The following is a 14,265-nucleotide window of genomic DNA, read 5'->3' as shown; positions in this document are numbered from 1 at the left end:
ACTGCTAGTTCAGAAATTTCCCGAGCCGGTCGTGCAGGCTCAGGATGATTTCGAACAGGATCAGGCCGATCACATACCATTCGAGCTTGTGCAGTTGCTTGTTGTCCCACACATCCGCCAGCGTTTGTGCGGTATCGGAGATCAGCCCCAGCTTGCGATTTAAGGCTGATTGTCTCTCCTGTAATTCGAATTCGTCCTCGAGACTGGCGTACAGGCCGCCCAAGTGGGGAAAATTCCACAGCGTTTCGGGTTTGTCGCCGATTTCGGCGCGGCCCACCATGCGGTGCTGGATCAGCAGCATATGTCCGATCTTGGAGAGCAGATTTTTAGCACCTGCGCTGACCCGGCCATGCAGCGCCAGTTCCTGCGCTAAAGGCTCAATCTTGTCGAATTCCCCGGCGACTTTGTTTTCATACAGCGTCAACACGAGATTTTTGCTCAGCGCGTCAGCGATGATTTGCAGTTTTTCCAAAGTGATCGTGTCAAGCGAGACCGCACCGCTTTGCACGCCGATGCTGTTTCTGCCGCTGTGGATTTCCATCTCCTCGGTTTCAGGTGAAGAAGAGGGGTTCGTGAGTAGTGTTTTGAGCGTGTCGATAAAGCGCACCTCATCGACGATCGGCACGCCGAACAGCACCACGACCCCGTAGCGAAACAGTACCGCGATGCCGCCTTCGCTGTCTATTTCCAGTGTCAGCGGCGTGGTCGCCAGACAATCAGCGATCTTGAAGGATTTCAGGTCGAGACGGTCGCCCAGCAGCAGGGCGCGTGCCTTGAGATCCTGCCGGGTGTTGAGTTTGAGTTCCATGGCCACTCACAGGAATATTAGTGTACGAAGGGTGTATTGTACCTTTGAACCGCGGGCGGTAATTATGGCTATAATGGCCGCGTTTCAGTTTGATGCTGAAACGTCCCGATCCGGGGGGATACAATCGACTAATCAAGGAGATACTCATGAAAAAATTGATCGCAGTGGCTTGTTTGGGATTATTTGTGACCGTATCAGCACCCGTTTTTGCGGGTGCGCAACAGGAAAAAATGAAAGGATGCAATGCGGAGGCGAAAGCGGACGCGCTCAAAGGTGACGAGCGCAAGGCTTTCATGAGCAAGTGTCTGAAAAAAGACTACACCCTGAAGGCTGCTGAGGGAGCTAAGCCGGAAGAGAAGGCCGCTCTACCTGCCGCGCGACAGAATAAAATGAAGTCCTGCAATGCGGATGCCAAGACCCAAGCACTCAAGGGTGATGAGCGCAAGGCATTCATGAAGAACTGTTTGAAAGGCGAGTAATCCCAACAAAAAAGCGCACTCAGTGCGCTTTTTTGTTGGGGGGCGGTTAATCCGGGTCGTGTAAATCCTGATTAAAAACGACGAGATTCCGGCCGCGTTCTTTTGCCTGATACATGGCCTTATCGGCTTGCAAGATGGCCGTTTCCGCTGTGGTTGAGTGCCCTGTAAATACGGAGACGCCAATACTGGCCGTGCAGTGATGTTCGATGCTGTGCGGTGGCATAATTTGATGCGGCGTCGTTTTCAGGAAATAGGGAGCGGATAAAATATCGCGAATTTTTTCGGCGATAATCCCAGTCTGAATGGTCGATTCGCTTTCATTTTCGGTGAGTTCGCTGAGCAAAATAATGAACTCATCTCCCCCGAATCTCGCTACAGTATCGATTTCGCGCACACAGGCCTTAAGTCTGTGCGCGGCTTCTACCAACAGCTGGTCGCCTATCACATGCCCGTAGGTATCGTTGAGCGGTTTGAAATTATCAAGGTCGAGGAACATCAATGCGTTGTAGTGATTGTTGCGGCGACTCGATGCTATGGCGCGGTTTAAGTGCTCATTGAGCAGACGACGGTTGGGAAGTTTTGTAAGCGTGTCATAAAATGCCAGATTGCGTATCGTTTCATCCGTGCGTTTTCGCTCAGTGATATCCTGCATGATGGCAACAAAATGCAGGATCGAGCCGTTTTCGGAGATCACGGGCGTGATATGGAGCGACTCGTCATAGTGTGAGCCATCCTTGCGCCGGTTAAGCATTTCGGCATTCCATGCCTGCCCTGATAGTATGGTCTGCCACATGTCTTGATAAAAAGACTCACTGTGATGTCCCGATTTAACCAAGTCTCCCGGCTTATTGCCGATTGCTTCCTCCAGCGTATATCCGGTTAGCCGGGTGAAGGCAGGATTAACCCATTCGATCTGAGCATGCTGATCAGTGATAACGATCCCGTTGGCGACCGCATTTAAGGCGACTTCGGAGAGGCGCAGGCGAGATTCGAGCTGGATGCGTACCAGTGCGTAGCGTATGGCTCGGCCTAGTGCATTGTGATCAAAGTGGCCTTTGACCAGATAGTCTTGAGCGCCTGCTTGCAGCGCGGCATTGGCCAGATCGTAGTCATCATGACCTGTCAAAACGACGATGGGTGTGCCCGGATGTGCGCTACGCATGGCGTGTACGGTATCCATGCCGGCAGAATCAGGTAAGGACAGATCGAGCAAAATGATATCAGGATGCGATTTTTGTGCGGCAACGACGCCACCGGCTAATATTTTCGCCCAGATCACGGCTTCCTTGTCATCTTTGGCGCAGAGTCCTGACAAGCGCACATGCGCACGGATTAATCCAAAATCACCGGGATCGTCTTCGACGGCCAGGATAGACAGCGGTTTTAAGGGCAGTGTATTCATAGCATTTCGGTATTGCCAGCCATGTTCGTTAACGGGAAGATCCAGCGTTCGGCCAGCATGCGGATGGAGGCACTTAACTCGTGAATATCCATCGGTTTGCTGACATAGTCGGCGGCCCCCAGTTCATTGGCAGCGATGATGTCACTGTGTGCATACGAGGTTGACAGGATGACGACGGGAATGTCACGCAGGGCTGCATCTTTTTTAATTTCAGCCAGACATTCCAGTCCGTTCATGCGTGGCATATTCAGGTCGAGTAGAACCAGGTTGGGGCGTGGTGCATTAGCAAAGCTACCCGTTTGCTTGCGTAAAAATGCCAACGCTTCATAGCCGTCAAATGCCTGACGCATATCAGCCTTGATTTGATTTTGTTTCAGTGCCCATTTAACCAGTTGCGCATCCGTTTTCTCGTCTTCCACCAGCAAAATAACAAACGGCTGGTCGGTCGTGATTTTGTCGTTCATTCTATTTCCTCATCCGTTATGAACGTATCGATTAAAAGTGGTATTCGGGCCGCAGCGTCGGTGTGCTGGCGTGACTGCCAGCGACATTGGACGGGGGCTGTATTTAAAGCCAAGTTGTATATCGCTCCAGTGCGGCGCGAAGACGCGACGTGCGCTGCACAACTGCCAAAGGGAGAGGGCGAAAATTTTTAAATGTGGCATTGTTTATAAGTCCGTGAGTGGCAGAGCGACAAAAAATCTGCTGCCCATTCCTTCACCTGATGATTCTACCCAGATTCGACCGCCGTGATGTTCGGCAATTTTACGGCATAAGGCCAGACCAATGCCGGTGCCTTGATACACTTCGCGCGACTGTAATCGCTGAAAGACTTGAAACAGGCGCTTGATTTGACCCGGCGCTATGCCAATGCCGTTATCGCTGATGCATAAATGCCATTCATGATTGACTCGCACGCCGTCGAGGTTGATTTCGGGGGGGCGTCCGGCGATCCGGTATTTGACGGCATTGCCGATCAGGTTCTGTAACAGCCGGGTGATTTCATCACCGTTGGCAAATAAGGGGGGCCAGTCGCCGCTGAGGGTGATTTTCGCCTGTGCCTCGCTGATGGCAGGTTGCAAAAACAGCAGGGCTTCATCAAGCAGGGTGCGGCTTTCATGCCATGCTTTATCTTCATTCATCCGCCCGACACGTGAGTATTCGAGCAGGGCGATGAGCATCTGATCAATGCGTTTTGCCCCCTCGACGGCATACTGAATGTAATCGCGATTTTCATCGTTCAGTTGATCCGCGAGGCTCATTTCCAGCAGTTGCAGATAACTTGAAATCATGCGTAGCGGCTGGCGCATATCGTGAGAAATGGCATAGCTAAATTGCTCAAGTTCAATGTTGGAGCGTAGCAGTTCCGTTTCGGCCTCTTTGCGATCTGAAATGTCATAGAACCAGCCTAACACCGCATCGGCACCATCGTATTGCATCGGCATATAAGAGGCCAGCGCCCAGGTGGTGGTGCCGCCGGGAATGTTCAACTCGACCATGCGATTGAGTACGCTGTTGCCTTTGGCAAGCTCATCAAGGATAGCGTGATAATCGGCGACATTGGCATAGTATTTTGTAGGGGTATCGCCCAGAGGATCTTCGCTTTTAATCAGATCGGCGTAGCGCGGATTGCAAAAAGCGACCTTTTGACCACGGTCGACGGCGATACGAACGGCGATGGGGCTCAGCTTGAGAATATTGAGCAGGTTTTGTTCGTTGTTAAGGAGGGCCTTCTCATATTTTTTCAGTCCGGAGATGTCGCGGATAATAGTGGATAAGTATTCTGGATTGCCATCGGCGTCGCGATGCACGAGTAATACCTGAGATGCGGGTGTTTCATGTCCATCGCGGTGGAGCAAGGCGGTTTCACCCTGCCATACGCCCTGTTCAAGTACAACGGGAATGTCCTCGTTCAACATTTTTTGTGTCGCCCATTCAGGGTGCATGTCGCTAATTTTTAAAGCAGACAAGTCGGCATTGTCGGGCAGGCCGACCAGTTTCGCGCCGGCTGCGTTCAGGTATTTTAGACGGTTCTGCATATCGCACGTTGCAATAAAGTCGGGTGCATCCTCGATGATTTTCAGCAGGCGGTCCCGTTCGGCATCCGCGCATTTTCGTGCATCGGTCAGGCGAATTTTTTCAAGCTCAAAACTGACCAGATGGCTGACCGATTCAATAAACTCGAGCTCTTCGGCAGACCAGATTTTTTTTGCGTGAATATGATTCAGCGCCAGCAGGTGGAAGCCGTTGTTATGGAACGCGAACGGATACCAGAGCAGGCTTTGAATGTTCATTTGCCGGTGCAGTATATCGCCCGACCCGTCTAGCGCCAGATGAGGTTCAATATCATCGCGCTGGCTTATGATCCAGCGATGCGTTGACATGATTTCACTGGCACCGCCGAAAAATAGCTGCAGTGGATAGGTGGCAAGTGTCGCGGTGATATCGGCGTGTTCAGGATTGAGATATTCAGACAGGCCGATGATTTTCTGTGTCTCGAAATTGATATCGTAAATCAGCGCGCGGTCGGCGCCGAGCGCTGCACCGACGTTGACGACCGTGCGGGTTAGCAAAAGCGCGTTTTCTTCCTGCTCGACAAAGGTTCGTGAGATTGTGTTGAGCGCGCGGGTGAACATCAGTTGTTGTTGTAGCGAGGCTTCTATAATGCGGCGTGCGGTGATATCTCTTGAGGAATAAAACAGGACTATTTCACCATCGAGTTCGAGCGGAAAACTGCTGATTTCGACGTCAAGCGTGCTGCCATCTTTGCGGCGGTGGACGGTCTGAAACTGGGAGCGTTCCTTTTTTTCAAATTGCAGTTGGATGGTCTGCGCTAGCTCAGGACCCGTTAATAATGCATCCCATTGTGATACGTGCATATTGATCATTTCTTCGCGCTGGTAGCCTAGCATGGTGAAGAACGAATCGCTGGCTTCAATGAGATCGCCGCTGGCGTTGAGCAGGTGTATGCCGTCACTGGCATTGTGTAAAATCGCGAGATTTTTTTCATTTTGTTTGCGCAGCCGCTGTTCGCTTTCAAGCAGTATTTGCGTCTGCTGATCGACAGTGCGCTGAACAATTGAAGTGCGCCCGGTGATGGCCAGTAAAAAAGCCTGTAGCAGACTGACCAGCGTTAGGCCTGCTGCGAGGACAATCCATGGCAGGAATGATCGATTTTCCTCAAGATAGGCGCGCGTCGGGGACAGCGTGATGTGCCAGGCGCGTCCGCCGATAGCGACATCGCTTTCCCATGTATATTCGCTCAGCAGCGGGCGGTTGACATTCAGGCGATATAAGGTCTGGTTTTCAGATGGCGCAGCGGTGTCATGCAGACTAAATGCTAGTTCAGCCGGTATGTTTTTAACGGCAAGCTCAGAGAGCATTTTATCGATACGGAACACGCCAACGGCAAAACCTCGCGGTGCTATTTTGTTGTGGCCTGTGGCAGAGGTGTGATTGCGATAGACTGGGTGCAGTAGTAAAACGCCTGCATTGGCCGTGGAATCTTGAACCAGTTGTATGGGCGCTGTCGCGGCCATTTGCCCTGAATTTATGGCGCGCTCAATCGCCTCTGCGCGCATCGGATTGGATAAAATGTCAAATCCTAATGCTTTGCGATTGGACTGTAGCGGGCTGATGTAACCGATTGCCACATACTGATCACGGACGTTGGCGGATACGAGTTGATTTTGCAAATTTCGTTCGGTAATTGTCAGTCGGGCCGGGCTGTATTCGTTAGAGAGCGTCTGTTCAAACTGTCGCCGTGATTTTTGAGGGATCAGCGGGTTCCAGCTCAGCGCCATTAAATCCGGGTGATCCTCAAAAAAACTTTGTGTATAGCGTTCAAATTTTAAGCGGTTGATGTCGGGTGTGGCTTGCAGGTAATTGTCCAGCGAGGCAATCACCTCATGATAGGAAATGATCCGACTTTTTAGCTGGTCGGAGACCGTGCGACCATGCTCTGCAATATGTTGCCTGACCTTGATTGCCTCGATGCCGGATACATAAACAAACAAGGCAACAATGCCTGCGGTGACCAGCAGGGTGGGGATGGCGACGTTGGTAATTCTGGATTTTTCAGTATTGCCGCGCCGCTGCAGTAGTATGAGCGTCAGCGGTGCGAATAACATGGCACCGACTGAATCTCCAACCCACCAGTTGCTCCAGTTAAACAGCCATGCATGGTCTGAGATGACGCCTGACATCGTCAGTGTGACCGTCGCCCAGGAGCTGGAGATCAGGCAGGCCACGGGGCCGGCGAGCAGCAAAAAACGGATGATGTCGGTATCGCTGTCCAGATTGTGCCAGTTGCCTTTTAAGAGGCGGCGGATCAGCAGGGCGGCAACGCCGGTTTGTAGTGTTGCACCCGATGCAACAATCGCTGCGATTAAAATGGTTTTGTCGTCTATGCCGCCGGAGCAGGATGCAATCCACAAGTTGAGGCAGAACGAGCCTGTCCAGATGCCGGGTAGCAGGCGGTAGCCGCTATGAAGAATGACGGCTAGGGCGACCCCTGCGGCGGGAAAAACGGCAGATGCATAGCCTGGCGGAATAGCCAGCTGTTGTGATGCGACACCCAGTAGAAAATAAATTCCGGCTAACAGCAGAATTTTGGGTGAGGCGGCTAAAATGAAATTGACTGGTTTCAATGGCGCGTAACAGGGTGGTTATTCGGCGGCCGGCCGATTTTCTGGTTTGCTTGTAAGAATATTCCTATATGGTTGCCTAGGCAAGCGGGAGTAATTGATTTGGGGGTCGTGTTGATGGCGTGCGTTAGCGTATCAATATTTTGATGCCGATCAGTATTAGCACGGTGCCGCCGAAAATCTCTGCGCGACTCTCAAGCCAGGTGCCGCTGCGCCGGCCAATTTTGACGCCGGCCCAGCTAAAGGTAAAGGTTGTGACACCGATGATGAGGCAGGCTAAGTAGGCATTTACGTTAAGTAGTGTCAGGCTGAAGCCTGCGGCCATCGCATCGATACTGGTGGCAATGGCTAGCATCAGCATCATTTTGTGAGTGATCGCTTGAATGTCCGCCTCAACACCCTCTTGCAGGCCTTCGTATATCATTTTTGCGCCGATCAGCGCCAGCAGTCCGAAGGCGATTCCGTGGGCGTAAGCATCGACCCATCCTAATACCCCGCGTCCGCCCATATAGCCGATGAAGGGCATCAGTGCCTGAAAAACGCCAAAATAAATTCCGGCTTTTATGCCCAGATTTTTGCTGGCGTCCTTTGAGCCCAAGCCGATAGAGACGGCGAAGGCATCCATGCTCAGAGCGATCGCTAAAACAATGACTTCAAACATGTCTATCCTGCAAGTTTTGTCGGAGTCGAATTGTATAACATCCTCAGACCCGCCCGCTGAACGATGCGCTTGTGTTTGATGCTGACTCGCTATTCCGCTATAATGCCGGTCAATCTTTTGCGGGATGAACTCACGGTTCTTCCCGCTTCTTTATGTCTAGCTAGTTGATGTTTATCTTGGGGGGTGTCTGGTGACGCAAACGAATCCTGCAATTCTTGTGCTTGCCGATGGGACGGTGTTTCGCGGTGTGTCTATCGGGGCTTCCGGAAGCCGCAGCGGCGAGGTCGTATTCAACACGTCGATGACGGGCTATCAGGAAATACTCACTGATCCTTCTTATTGTCGCCAGATTGTGACGCTGACGTGCCCGCATATCGGTAATGTCGGAATCAATGACGAGGATGTTGAATCGCGTCAGGTGTTCGCCAGCGGTCTGGTGATACGCGATCTGTCTTTGACGGTGAGTAACTGGCGCTGCACGCAATCGCTGCCGGAGTACCTTAAAGCGAACGATGTGGTTGCGATCGCTGGTATCGATACGCGTAAACTTACGCGCATTCTGCGTGAAAAGGGGGCTCAGAGCGGGTGTATCGCCAGCGGTACAGACGAAGTGGCGGCGCTGGCAGCCGCGCGCGGATTTGCCGGGCTTGCCGGTATGGATCTGGCGCAGGTGGTTACTTGCGATACGCCTTATGAGTGGAATCAGGGCGAGTGGGATCTGGCAGCAGGCTACAGTGAAGCAGGATCACCTGAATTTCATGTGGTCGCTTACGACTTTGGGGTTAAGCGCAATATCCTGCGTATGTTGGCCGCGCGTGGCTGCAAAATCACCGTTGTACCGGCAAAGACGCCGGCCGCGACGGTGCTGGCGATGAAGCCGGATGGCATTTTTCTGTCAAATGGCCCGGGCGACCCTGAGCCTTGCGACTATGCGATTGCCGCGACGCAAAGCGTGCTGGCGGCAGGCGTTCCGTTGTTCGGTATTTGTCTGGGGCATCAGATCTTGGGTCTGGCTGTGGGCGCTAAAACGGTCAAAATGAAATTCGGTCATCGCGGCGCGAATCATCCGGTGCAGGATCTGGCGACCCGGCAGGTGATGATCACCAGCCAGAATCACGGTTTTGCGGTGGATGCGGCGTCTTTGCCTGCGAATGCGCGTGCGACGCATATCTCTTTGTTCGATGGCACGCTGCAAGGTTTTGAATTGACGGATAAACCTGCGTTCTGTTTTCAGGGGCATCCGGAAGCGAGTCCGGGTCCGCACGATGTGGACGGCTTGTTCGATAAATTTGTTGAGATGATGGAGGGGCGGAAGTAAGAGAAGGCTGGTGAAGGGTGAAGGGTGAAGGGTAAAACCTGAGCTCCAAAACGCTTCCCGCTTTCCTCTTCCCGAAAAAATATGCCAAAACGTACAGATATAAAATCCATACTGATCATCGGCGCGGGCCCTATCGTCATCGGGCAGGCGTGCGAGTTCGACTATTCCGGTGCGCAAGCCTGTAAGGCGCTGCGCGAAGAAGGCTATCGCGTGGTGCTGGTCAATTCGAATCCGGCCACCATCATGACAGATCCTGACATGGCGGATGCGACTTATATTGAACCGATCACTTGGCAGATCGTCGAGAAGATTATCGCCAAGGAGCGCCCGGACGCGATTTTGCCGACCATGGGCGGTCAGACCGCATTGAATTGCGCGTTGGATCTGGCGCATCACGGCGTGCTGGAAAAATACAACGTCGAGATGATAGGCGCGTCGCGTGAAGCGATCGACATGGCGGAAGACCGTGAGAAATTCAAACAGGCGATGACCCGTATCGGTCTCGCATCCGCCCGTTCGGCGATTGCGCACAGCATGGAAGAGGCGTTGCAGGTGCAGCAGGTGATGGGTTTTCCGACCGTTATTCGTCCCTCTTTCACGATGGGTGGCAGCGGCGGCGGCATTGCGTATAACCGCGAAGAATTTCTGGAAATCTGCGAGCGCGGACTTGAAGCCTCGCCGACCAGCGAGCTGTTGATCGAAGAATCTCTGCTGGGCTGGAAAGAATACGAGATGGAAGTGGTGCGCGATCGCAATGATAATTGCATCATCATCTGCTCGATTGAAAATTTGGACCCGATGGGCGTGCACACGGGAGACTCGATCACCGTTGCGCCAGCGTTGACGCTGACCGATAAGGAATACCAGATTCTGCGCGATGCCTCTTTAGCGGTGCTGCGCGAAATCGGTGTCGAGACCGGCGGGTCGAACGTGCAGTTCTCCATTAATCCGGACGACGGGCGCATGGTGGTGATCGAGATGAATCCGCGTGTGTCGCGCTCATCCGCACTGGCCTCCAAGGCGACCGGTTTTCCAATCGCCAAGATCGCCGCTAAGCTGGCGGTGGGGTTTACGCTGGACGAATTGCAGAACGACATCACGGGCGGCGCGACACCAGCCTCATTTGAGCCTGCCATCGATTACGTGGTCACCAAGATTCCGCGCTTTGCGTTTGAAAAATTCCCGCAGGCCAACGATCGCCTAACGACCCAGATGAAATCGGTGGGTGAAGTGATGGCCATCGGTCGCACCTTTCAGGAGTCTTTCCAGAAAGCGCTGCGCGGTCTGGAAGTGGGCGTTAACGGACTGGATAGCAAATTCGATAATCTCGATGCGGTGACTGCCGAATTGCGCAATCCGGGACCATCCCGCATCTGGGCGGTGTCCGATGCTTTCCGTTTGGGAATGAGCGTCGAGGAGGTGTTCAACGTCAGCAAAATTGATCGCTGGTTTTTGGTGCAGATCGCTGATTTGATTCGTCAGGAGGCAACACTCCTCGGGCGTCCGCTGGAAAGCGTGAATGCCGATGAGATGCGCACGTTAAAACGCAGCGGATTTGCCGATGCGCGTCTGGCCGATTTGCTGGAAACGGATCCGTCCGCCTTGCGCGCCTATCGCCATGCGCTGGGCGTACGTCCGGTTTACAAGCGCGTGGATACCTGCGCTGCCGAGTTTTCGACCGACACCGCCTATATGTATTCCACCTATGAAGAGGAATGCGAAGCGAACCCGACCAACAACAAGAAAATCATGGTGTTGGGCGGCGGGCCGAATCGTATCGGTCAAGGGATCGAATTTGACTATTGCTGCGTACATGCGGCGTTGGCGATGCGCGAAGACGGCTATGAAACCATCATGGTCAACTGTAACCCTGAAACCGTATCGACCGATTATGACACCTCGGATCGCTTGTATTTCGAGCCGTTGACTTTGGAAGATGTGCTCGAAGTGGTCGCCGTCGAAAAACCGGTCGGTGTGATCGTGCAATACGGCGGTCAGACGCCACTCAGTCTGGCGCGCGGTCTGGAGAAGAACGGTGTGCCGATTATCGGTACAACGCCCGACATGATCGACTGCGCGGAAGATCGCGAGCGCTTTAAGCAGATGCTGATGGCGCTAGAATTGAAGCAGCCGCCTAACCGTACGGCAAGTACGGTGGCCGAAGGCTTGGCTGGCGCGGCAGCCATTGGCTATCCGCTGGTGATGCGGCCATCGAATGTGCTGGGTGGTCGTGCGATGGAGATTATCCACGAACAGGTGGATCTGGAGCGCTATATGCGCGACGCGGAGATCATGTCCAAGACCTATCCTGAACGTCTGCCCATTTTGCTGGACCGCTTCTTGAACGATGCGATCGAGGTGGATGTGGATGCGGTGTCCGACGGGGTCGATGTGATCATCGGCGGCATCATGGAACATATTGAAGAAGCGGGCGTGCATTCGGGCGATTCAGCCTGTTCCTTGCCGCCGTTCAGTTTGCCGGTGGCGATGCAAAATGAATTGCGCCGCCAAACGGTTGCGATGGCGCGTGCGCTCAACGTGGTGGGCTTGATGAACGTGCAGTTCGCGATTCAAGGCGAGACGGTCTACGTGCTGGAAGTCAATCCGCGCGCCTCGCGCACCGTGCCGTTCGTCTCCAAGGCGACCGGTGTGCCGCTGGCAAAGATTGCCGCGCGCTGCATGGCGGGGCAAAGTCTCGCAGAGCAGGGTGTCACGGGTGAAGTTGTGCCACCGTATTATTCGGTGAAAGAAGCGGTATTCCCGTTCATCAAGTTCCCGGGCGTCGATACGATCTTAGGTCCTGAGATGAAGTCCACTGGCGAAGTGATGGGGGTGGGTGAGACGTTTGCCGAAGCCTTCGTCAAGTCGCAGCTGGCGGCGAGCGTTAAATTGCCTAAGAGCGGCAACGTCTTTATCAGTGTGCGCGAAGCCGATAAGCCCGGTGCCGTGGATGTGGCGCGTTCACTGGCCGAATTGGGCTTTACCATACTCGCCACGCGCGGTACGGCAGCGGCCATCTCTGCGGCAGGCGTGCCGGTGAAATCGGTTAACAAGGTGGCCGAAGGTCGTCCTCATATCGTCGATATGGTTAAAAATGGTGAAGTGAATCTGATTATCAACACGGTGGACAGCAAGCCTGCCGTGATGCGTGATTCCTACTCGATCCGTCATGCGGCGTTGCAGGGGCGGGTAACTTATTACACCACACTGGCAGGTGCACGTGCCGCCTGTATCGGTATGCATCATCTGGATGATTTGCAAGTCTATGACGTGCAGTCTCAACATAAGCGAAAAGCAGTCGTTAGTTAAAACGAATGACGCAGAGCGACAACAACTAACAACTAACAATTAGGTGAGTTTCAGTATGATCAAGATTCCTTTGACTTTGGTTGGCGCGGATAAAATGCGCCAGGAGTTACATAAACTCAAAACGGTAGAGCGTCCCTGGGTCATTAATGCGATATCGGAAGCGCGCGCTCAGGGCGATCTGTCCGAGAATGCCGAATACGAAGCAGCCAAGGACCGTCAGGGCTTTGTCGAAGGGCGCATCATCGAGCTGGAAGGCAAGTTGGGTAGCGCGCAGATCATCGATCCAAAGACGCTCAACGCCAATGGTCGCTGCGTGTTTGGCTCAACGGTGATTCTGGAAGAAATGAATAGCGGTGATGTGGTGACCTATCAGATCGTCGGCGACGATGAGGCGGATATCAAGGCGCGTAAAATTTCGATCAGCTCACCGATTGCACGTGCTTTGATCGGTAAGAGCAGTGGCGATGTGGCTGAAGTGAAGACGCCGGGCGGCATCAGGGAATACGAATTGATCGAGGTTCAGTACATCTAGAGGCGGGGAAGTGGTAAGTAGAGAGTGGTAAGTGGAAAGCCACTCTCTACTAAGGCACGAAGTGCCGCCCCGCTTGCTGACTTAACGGTTGCCGAGTTGCTTTTTGGTCAACGGTTTTTTGCCCTTGTGGCGCGGCATTTGACGGATTTCGATTTTTTCAGCATCAGGTTTTGGCAGGTAAATCACCAGAATTTTGCCGATATGCTGTACCGGTGCAGCATTGAGCTGCGTGCAAATTTCGGTCAGCATCGTTTCGCGGTCGGCACGTTCGGCCATGACGCGAATTTTGATGAGTTCGTGCTGCTTTAAACTCACGCTGATTTCCTTCAGGACGGATTCAGTCAGACCGGCGTTGCCTATCATGACAGTGGGTTTTAATTGGTGCGCGCGACCCTTCAGGGTAAGGCGTTCTGTTACGGTAAGCTCTAGCATAATTTTCTCAATAATATCTCAGGCACGGATTCTAAACGATGAAGCCATCCAAAACCAGTAAACAGTGGATGCGAGAGCATATTAATGATCCTTTTGTGCAGCAGGCACAAAAAGATGGCTATCGTTCGCGCGCAGCGTATAAATTAATCGAGATCAATGAGAAGGATCATCTGATCAAACCCGGCATGGTGATCGTAGATCTGGGCGCGACGCCCGGCGGCTGGTGTCAGGTGGCGGGCGCAATTATGGGAGAGACCGGTAAGGTGATCGCGCTCGATCTGTTGCCGCTCGAACCATTGCGCGGTGTCGAATTCATTCAGGGGGATTTTCGGGATGAAGCGGTCTTAAAAAAGCTGGAAGAAAGTTTGCAAGGCAAACCCGTAGGACTTGTAATTTCGGATATGGCCCCCAACTTTAGCGGCGTGAGTGCTGTCGATCAGGATCGTTCGATCTATCTTGCGGAACTGGCGATGGAATTCGCCTTTGATCACCTGACCCGGGATGGTAGTTTTCTGGTTAAAGTGTTCCAAGGGACAGGATTCGAAGCCTATATGAAATTAATGCGCACAAAGTTTACTCGTGTGGTGGCGCGCAAACCCAAAGCTTCGCGTGATCGTAGTAGCGAAGTGTATCTGTTGGGCACCGGAAAACTTGAGTAATGAGCGGATACATAGTCTA

The 14,265-nt window shown here is 53.1% G+C and carries 11 protein-coding genes; 5 read left to right on the top strand and 6 right to left on the bottom strand.

Annotated elements, in window-relative coordinates:
• Positions 1-4 precede the first annotated feature (4 nt).
• Positions 5-808, bottom strand: coding sequence for an RMD1 family protein (locus tag GALF_RS11270; protein ID WP_013294191.1), 804 nt, complete (start codon positions 806-808; stop codon positions 5-7).
• Positions 809-954: 146 nt separating this feature from the next.
• Between GALF_RS11270 and GALF_RS11265 the strand changes: the two genes are divergently transcribed.
• Positions 955-1,287 carry a PsiF family protein gene (locus GALF_RS11265; protein ID WP_013294190.1) on the top strand — a complete coding sequence of 111 codons (333 nt, stop codon included), beginning with the start codon at positions 955-957 and terminating at the stop codon, positions 1,285-1,287.
• A gap of 46 nt (positions 1,288-1,333) precedes the next feature.
• Here GALF_RS11265 and GALF_RS11260 read toward each other — a convergent pair whose 3' ends face one another.
• The 4 genes from GALF_RS11260 to GALF_RS11245 form a co-directional block, all read right to left on the bottom strand.
• Complete coding sequence (locus GALF_RS11260; protein WP_013294189.1) at positions 1,334-2,689, bottom strand: GGDEF domain-containing response regulator; 1,356 nt, start codon at positions 2,687-2,689, stop codon at positions 1,334-1,336.
• On the bottom strand, positions 2,686-3,153 hold the full coding sequence (locus GALF_RS11255; RefSeq protein WP_013294188.1) for a response regulator: 468 nt from the start codon (positions 3,151-3,153) through the stop codon (positions 2,686-2,688). The genes GALF_RS11260 and GALF_RS11255 overlap by 4 nt, the downstream gene beginning before the upstream one ends.
• 204 nt (positions 3,154-3,357) lie before the next feature.
• Positions 3,358-7,338: a CHASE domain-containing protein gene (locus GALF_RS15095; RefSeq protein ID WP_013294187.1), complete on the bottom strand. Its 3,981-nt coding sequence runs from the start codon at positions 7,336-7,338 to the stop codon at positions 3,358-3,360.
• Between the two features lie 124 nt (positions 7,339-7,462).
• Entirely contained in the window at positions 7,463-7,996 is a 534-nt protein-coding gene (locus GALF_RS11245) for a manganese efflux pump MntP (RefSeq protein WP_013294186.1), read from the bottom strand.
• A gap of 190 nt (positions 7,997-8,186) precedes the next feature.
• Between GALF_RS11245 and carA the strand changes: the two genes are divergently transcribed.
• The 3 genes from carA to greA all read left to right on the top strand — a co-directional run bounded on the left by carA (position 8,187) and on the right by greA (position 13,155).
• Positions 8,187-9,314 (top strand): glutamine-hydrolyzing carbamoyl-phosphate synthase small subunit, encoded by a 1,128-nt coding sequence (carA, locus tag GALF_RS11240; protein ID WP_013294185.1) that lies wholly within the window; start codon positions 8,187-8,189, stop codon positions 9,312-9,314.
• Between the two features lie 81 nt (positions 9,315-9,395).
• On the top strand, positions 9,396-12,623 hold the full coding sequence (carB, locus tag GALF_RS11235; protein WP_013294184.1) for a carbamoyl-phosphate synthase large subunit: 3,228 nt from the start codon (positions 9,396-9,398) through the stop codon (positions 12,621-12,623).
• 55 nt (positions 12,624-12,678) lie between these two features.
• Positions 12,679-13,155: a transcription elongation factor GreA gene (greA, locus tag GALF_RS11230; RefSeq protein ID WP_013294183.1), complete on the top strand. Its 477-nt coding sequence runs from the start codon at positions 12,679-12,681 to the stop codon at positions 13,153-13,155.
• Between the two features lie 81 nt (positions 13,156-13,236).
• Here the strand turns inward: greA and GALF_RS11225 are convergent, their stop codons facing one another.
• A complete protein-coding gene (locus GALF_RS11225; RefSeq protein WP_013294182.1) occupies positions 13,237-13,587 on the bottom strand; it encodes a YhbY family RNA-binding protein in 351 nt (116 codons plus the stop codon).
• Positions 13,588-13,625: 38 nt separating this feature from the next.
• On the opposite strand from GALF_RS11225, the gene rlmE reads away from it, so the two are divergent.
• Entirely contained in the window at positions 13,626-14,246 is a 621-nt protein-coding gene (gene rlmE / locus GALF_RS11220) for a 23S rRNA (uridine(2552)-2'-O)-methyltransferase RlmE (RefSeq protein ID WP_013294181.1), read from the top strand.
• The last annotated feature ends 19 nt before the right edge of the window (positions 14,247-14,265 follow it).

Source organism: Gallionella capsiferriformans ES-2 (genome assembly GCF_000145255.1).
Lineage (GTDB): Bacteria > Pseudomonadota > Gammaproteobacteria > Burkholderiales > Gallionellaceae > Gallionella > Gallionella capsiferriformans.
This window is presented reverse-complemented; position numbering and strand designations above follow the sequence as displayed.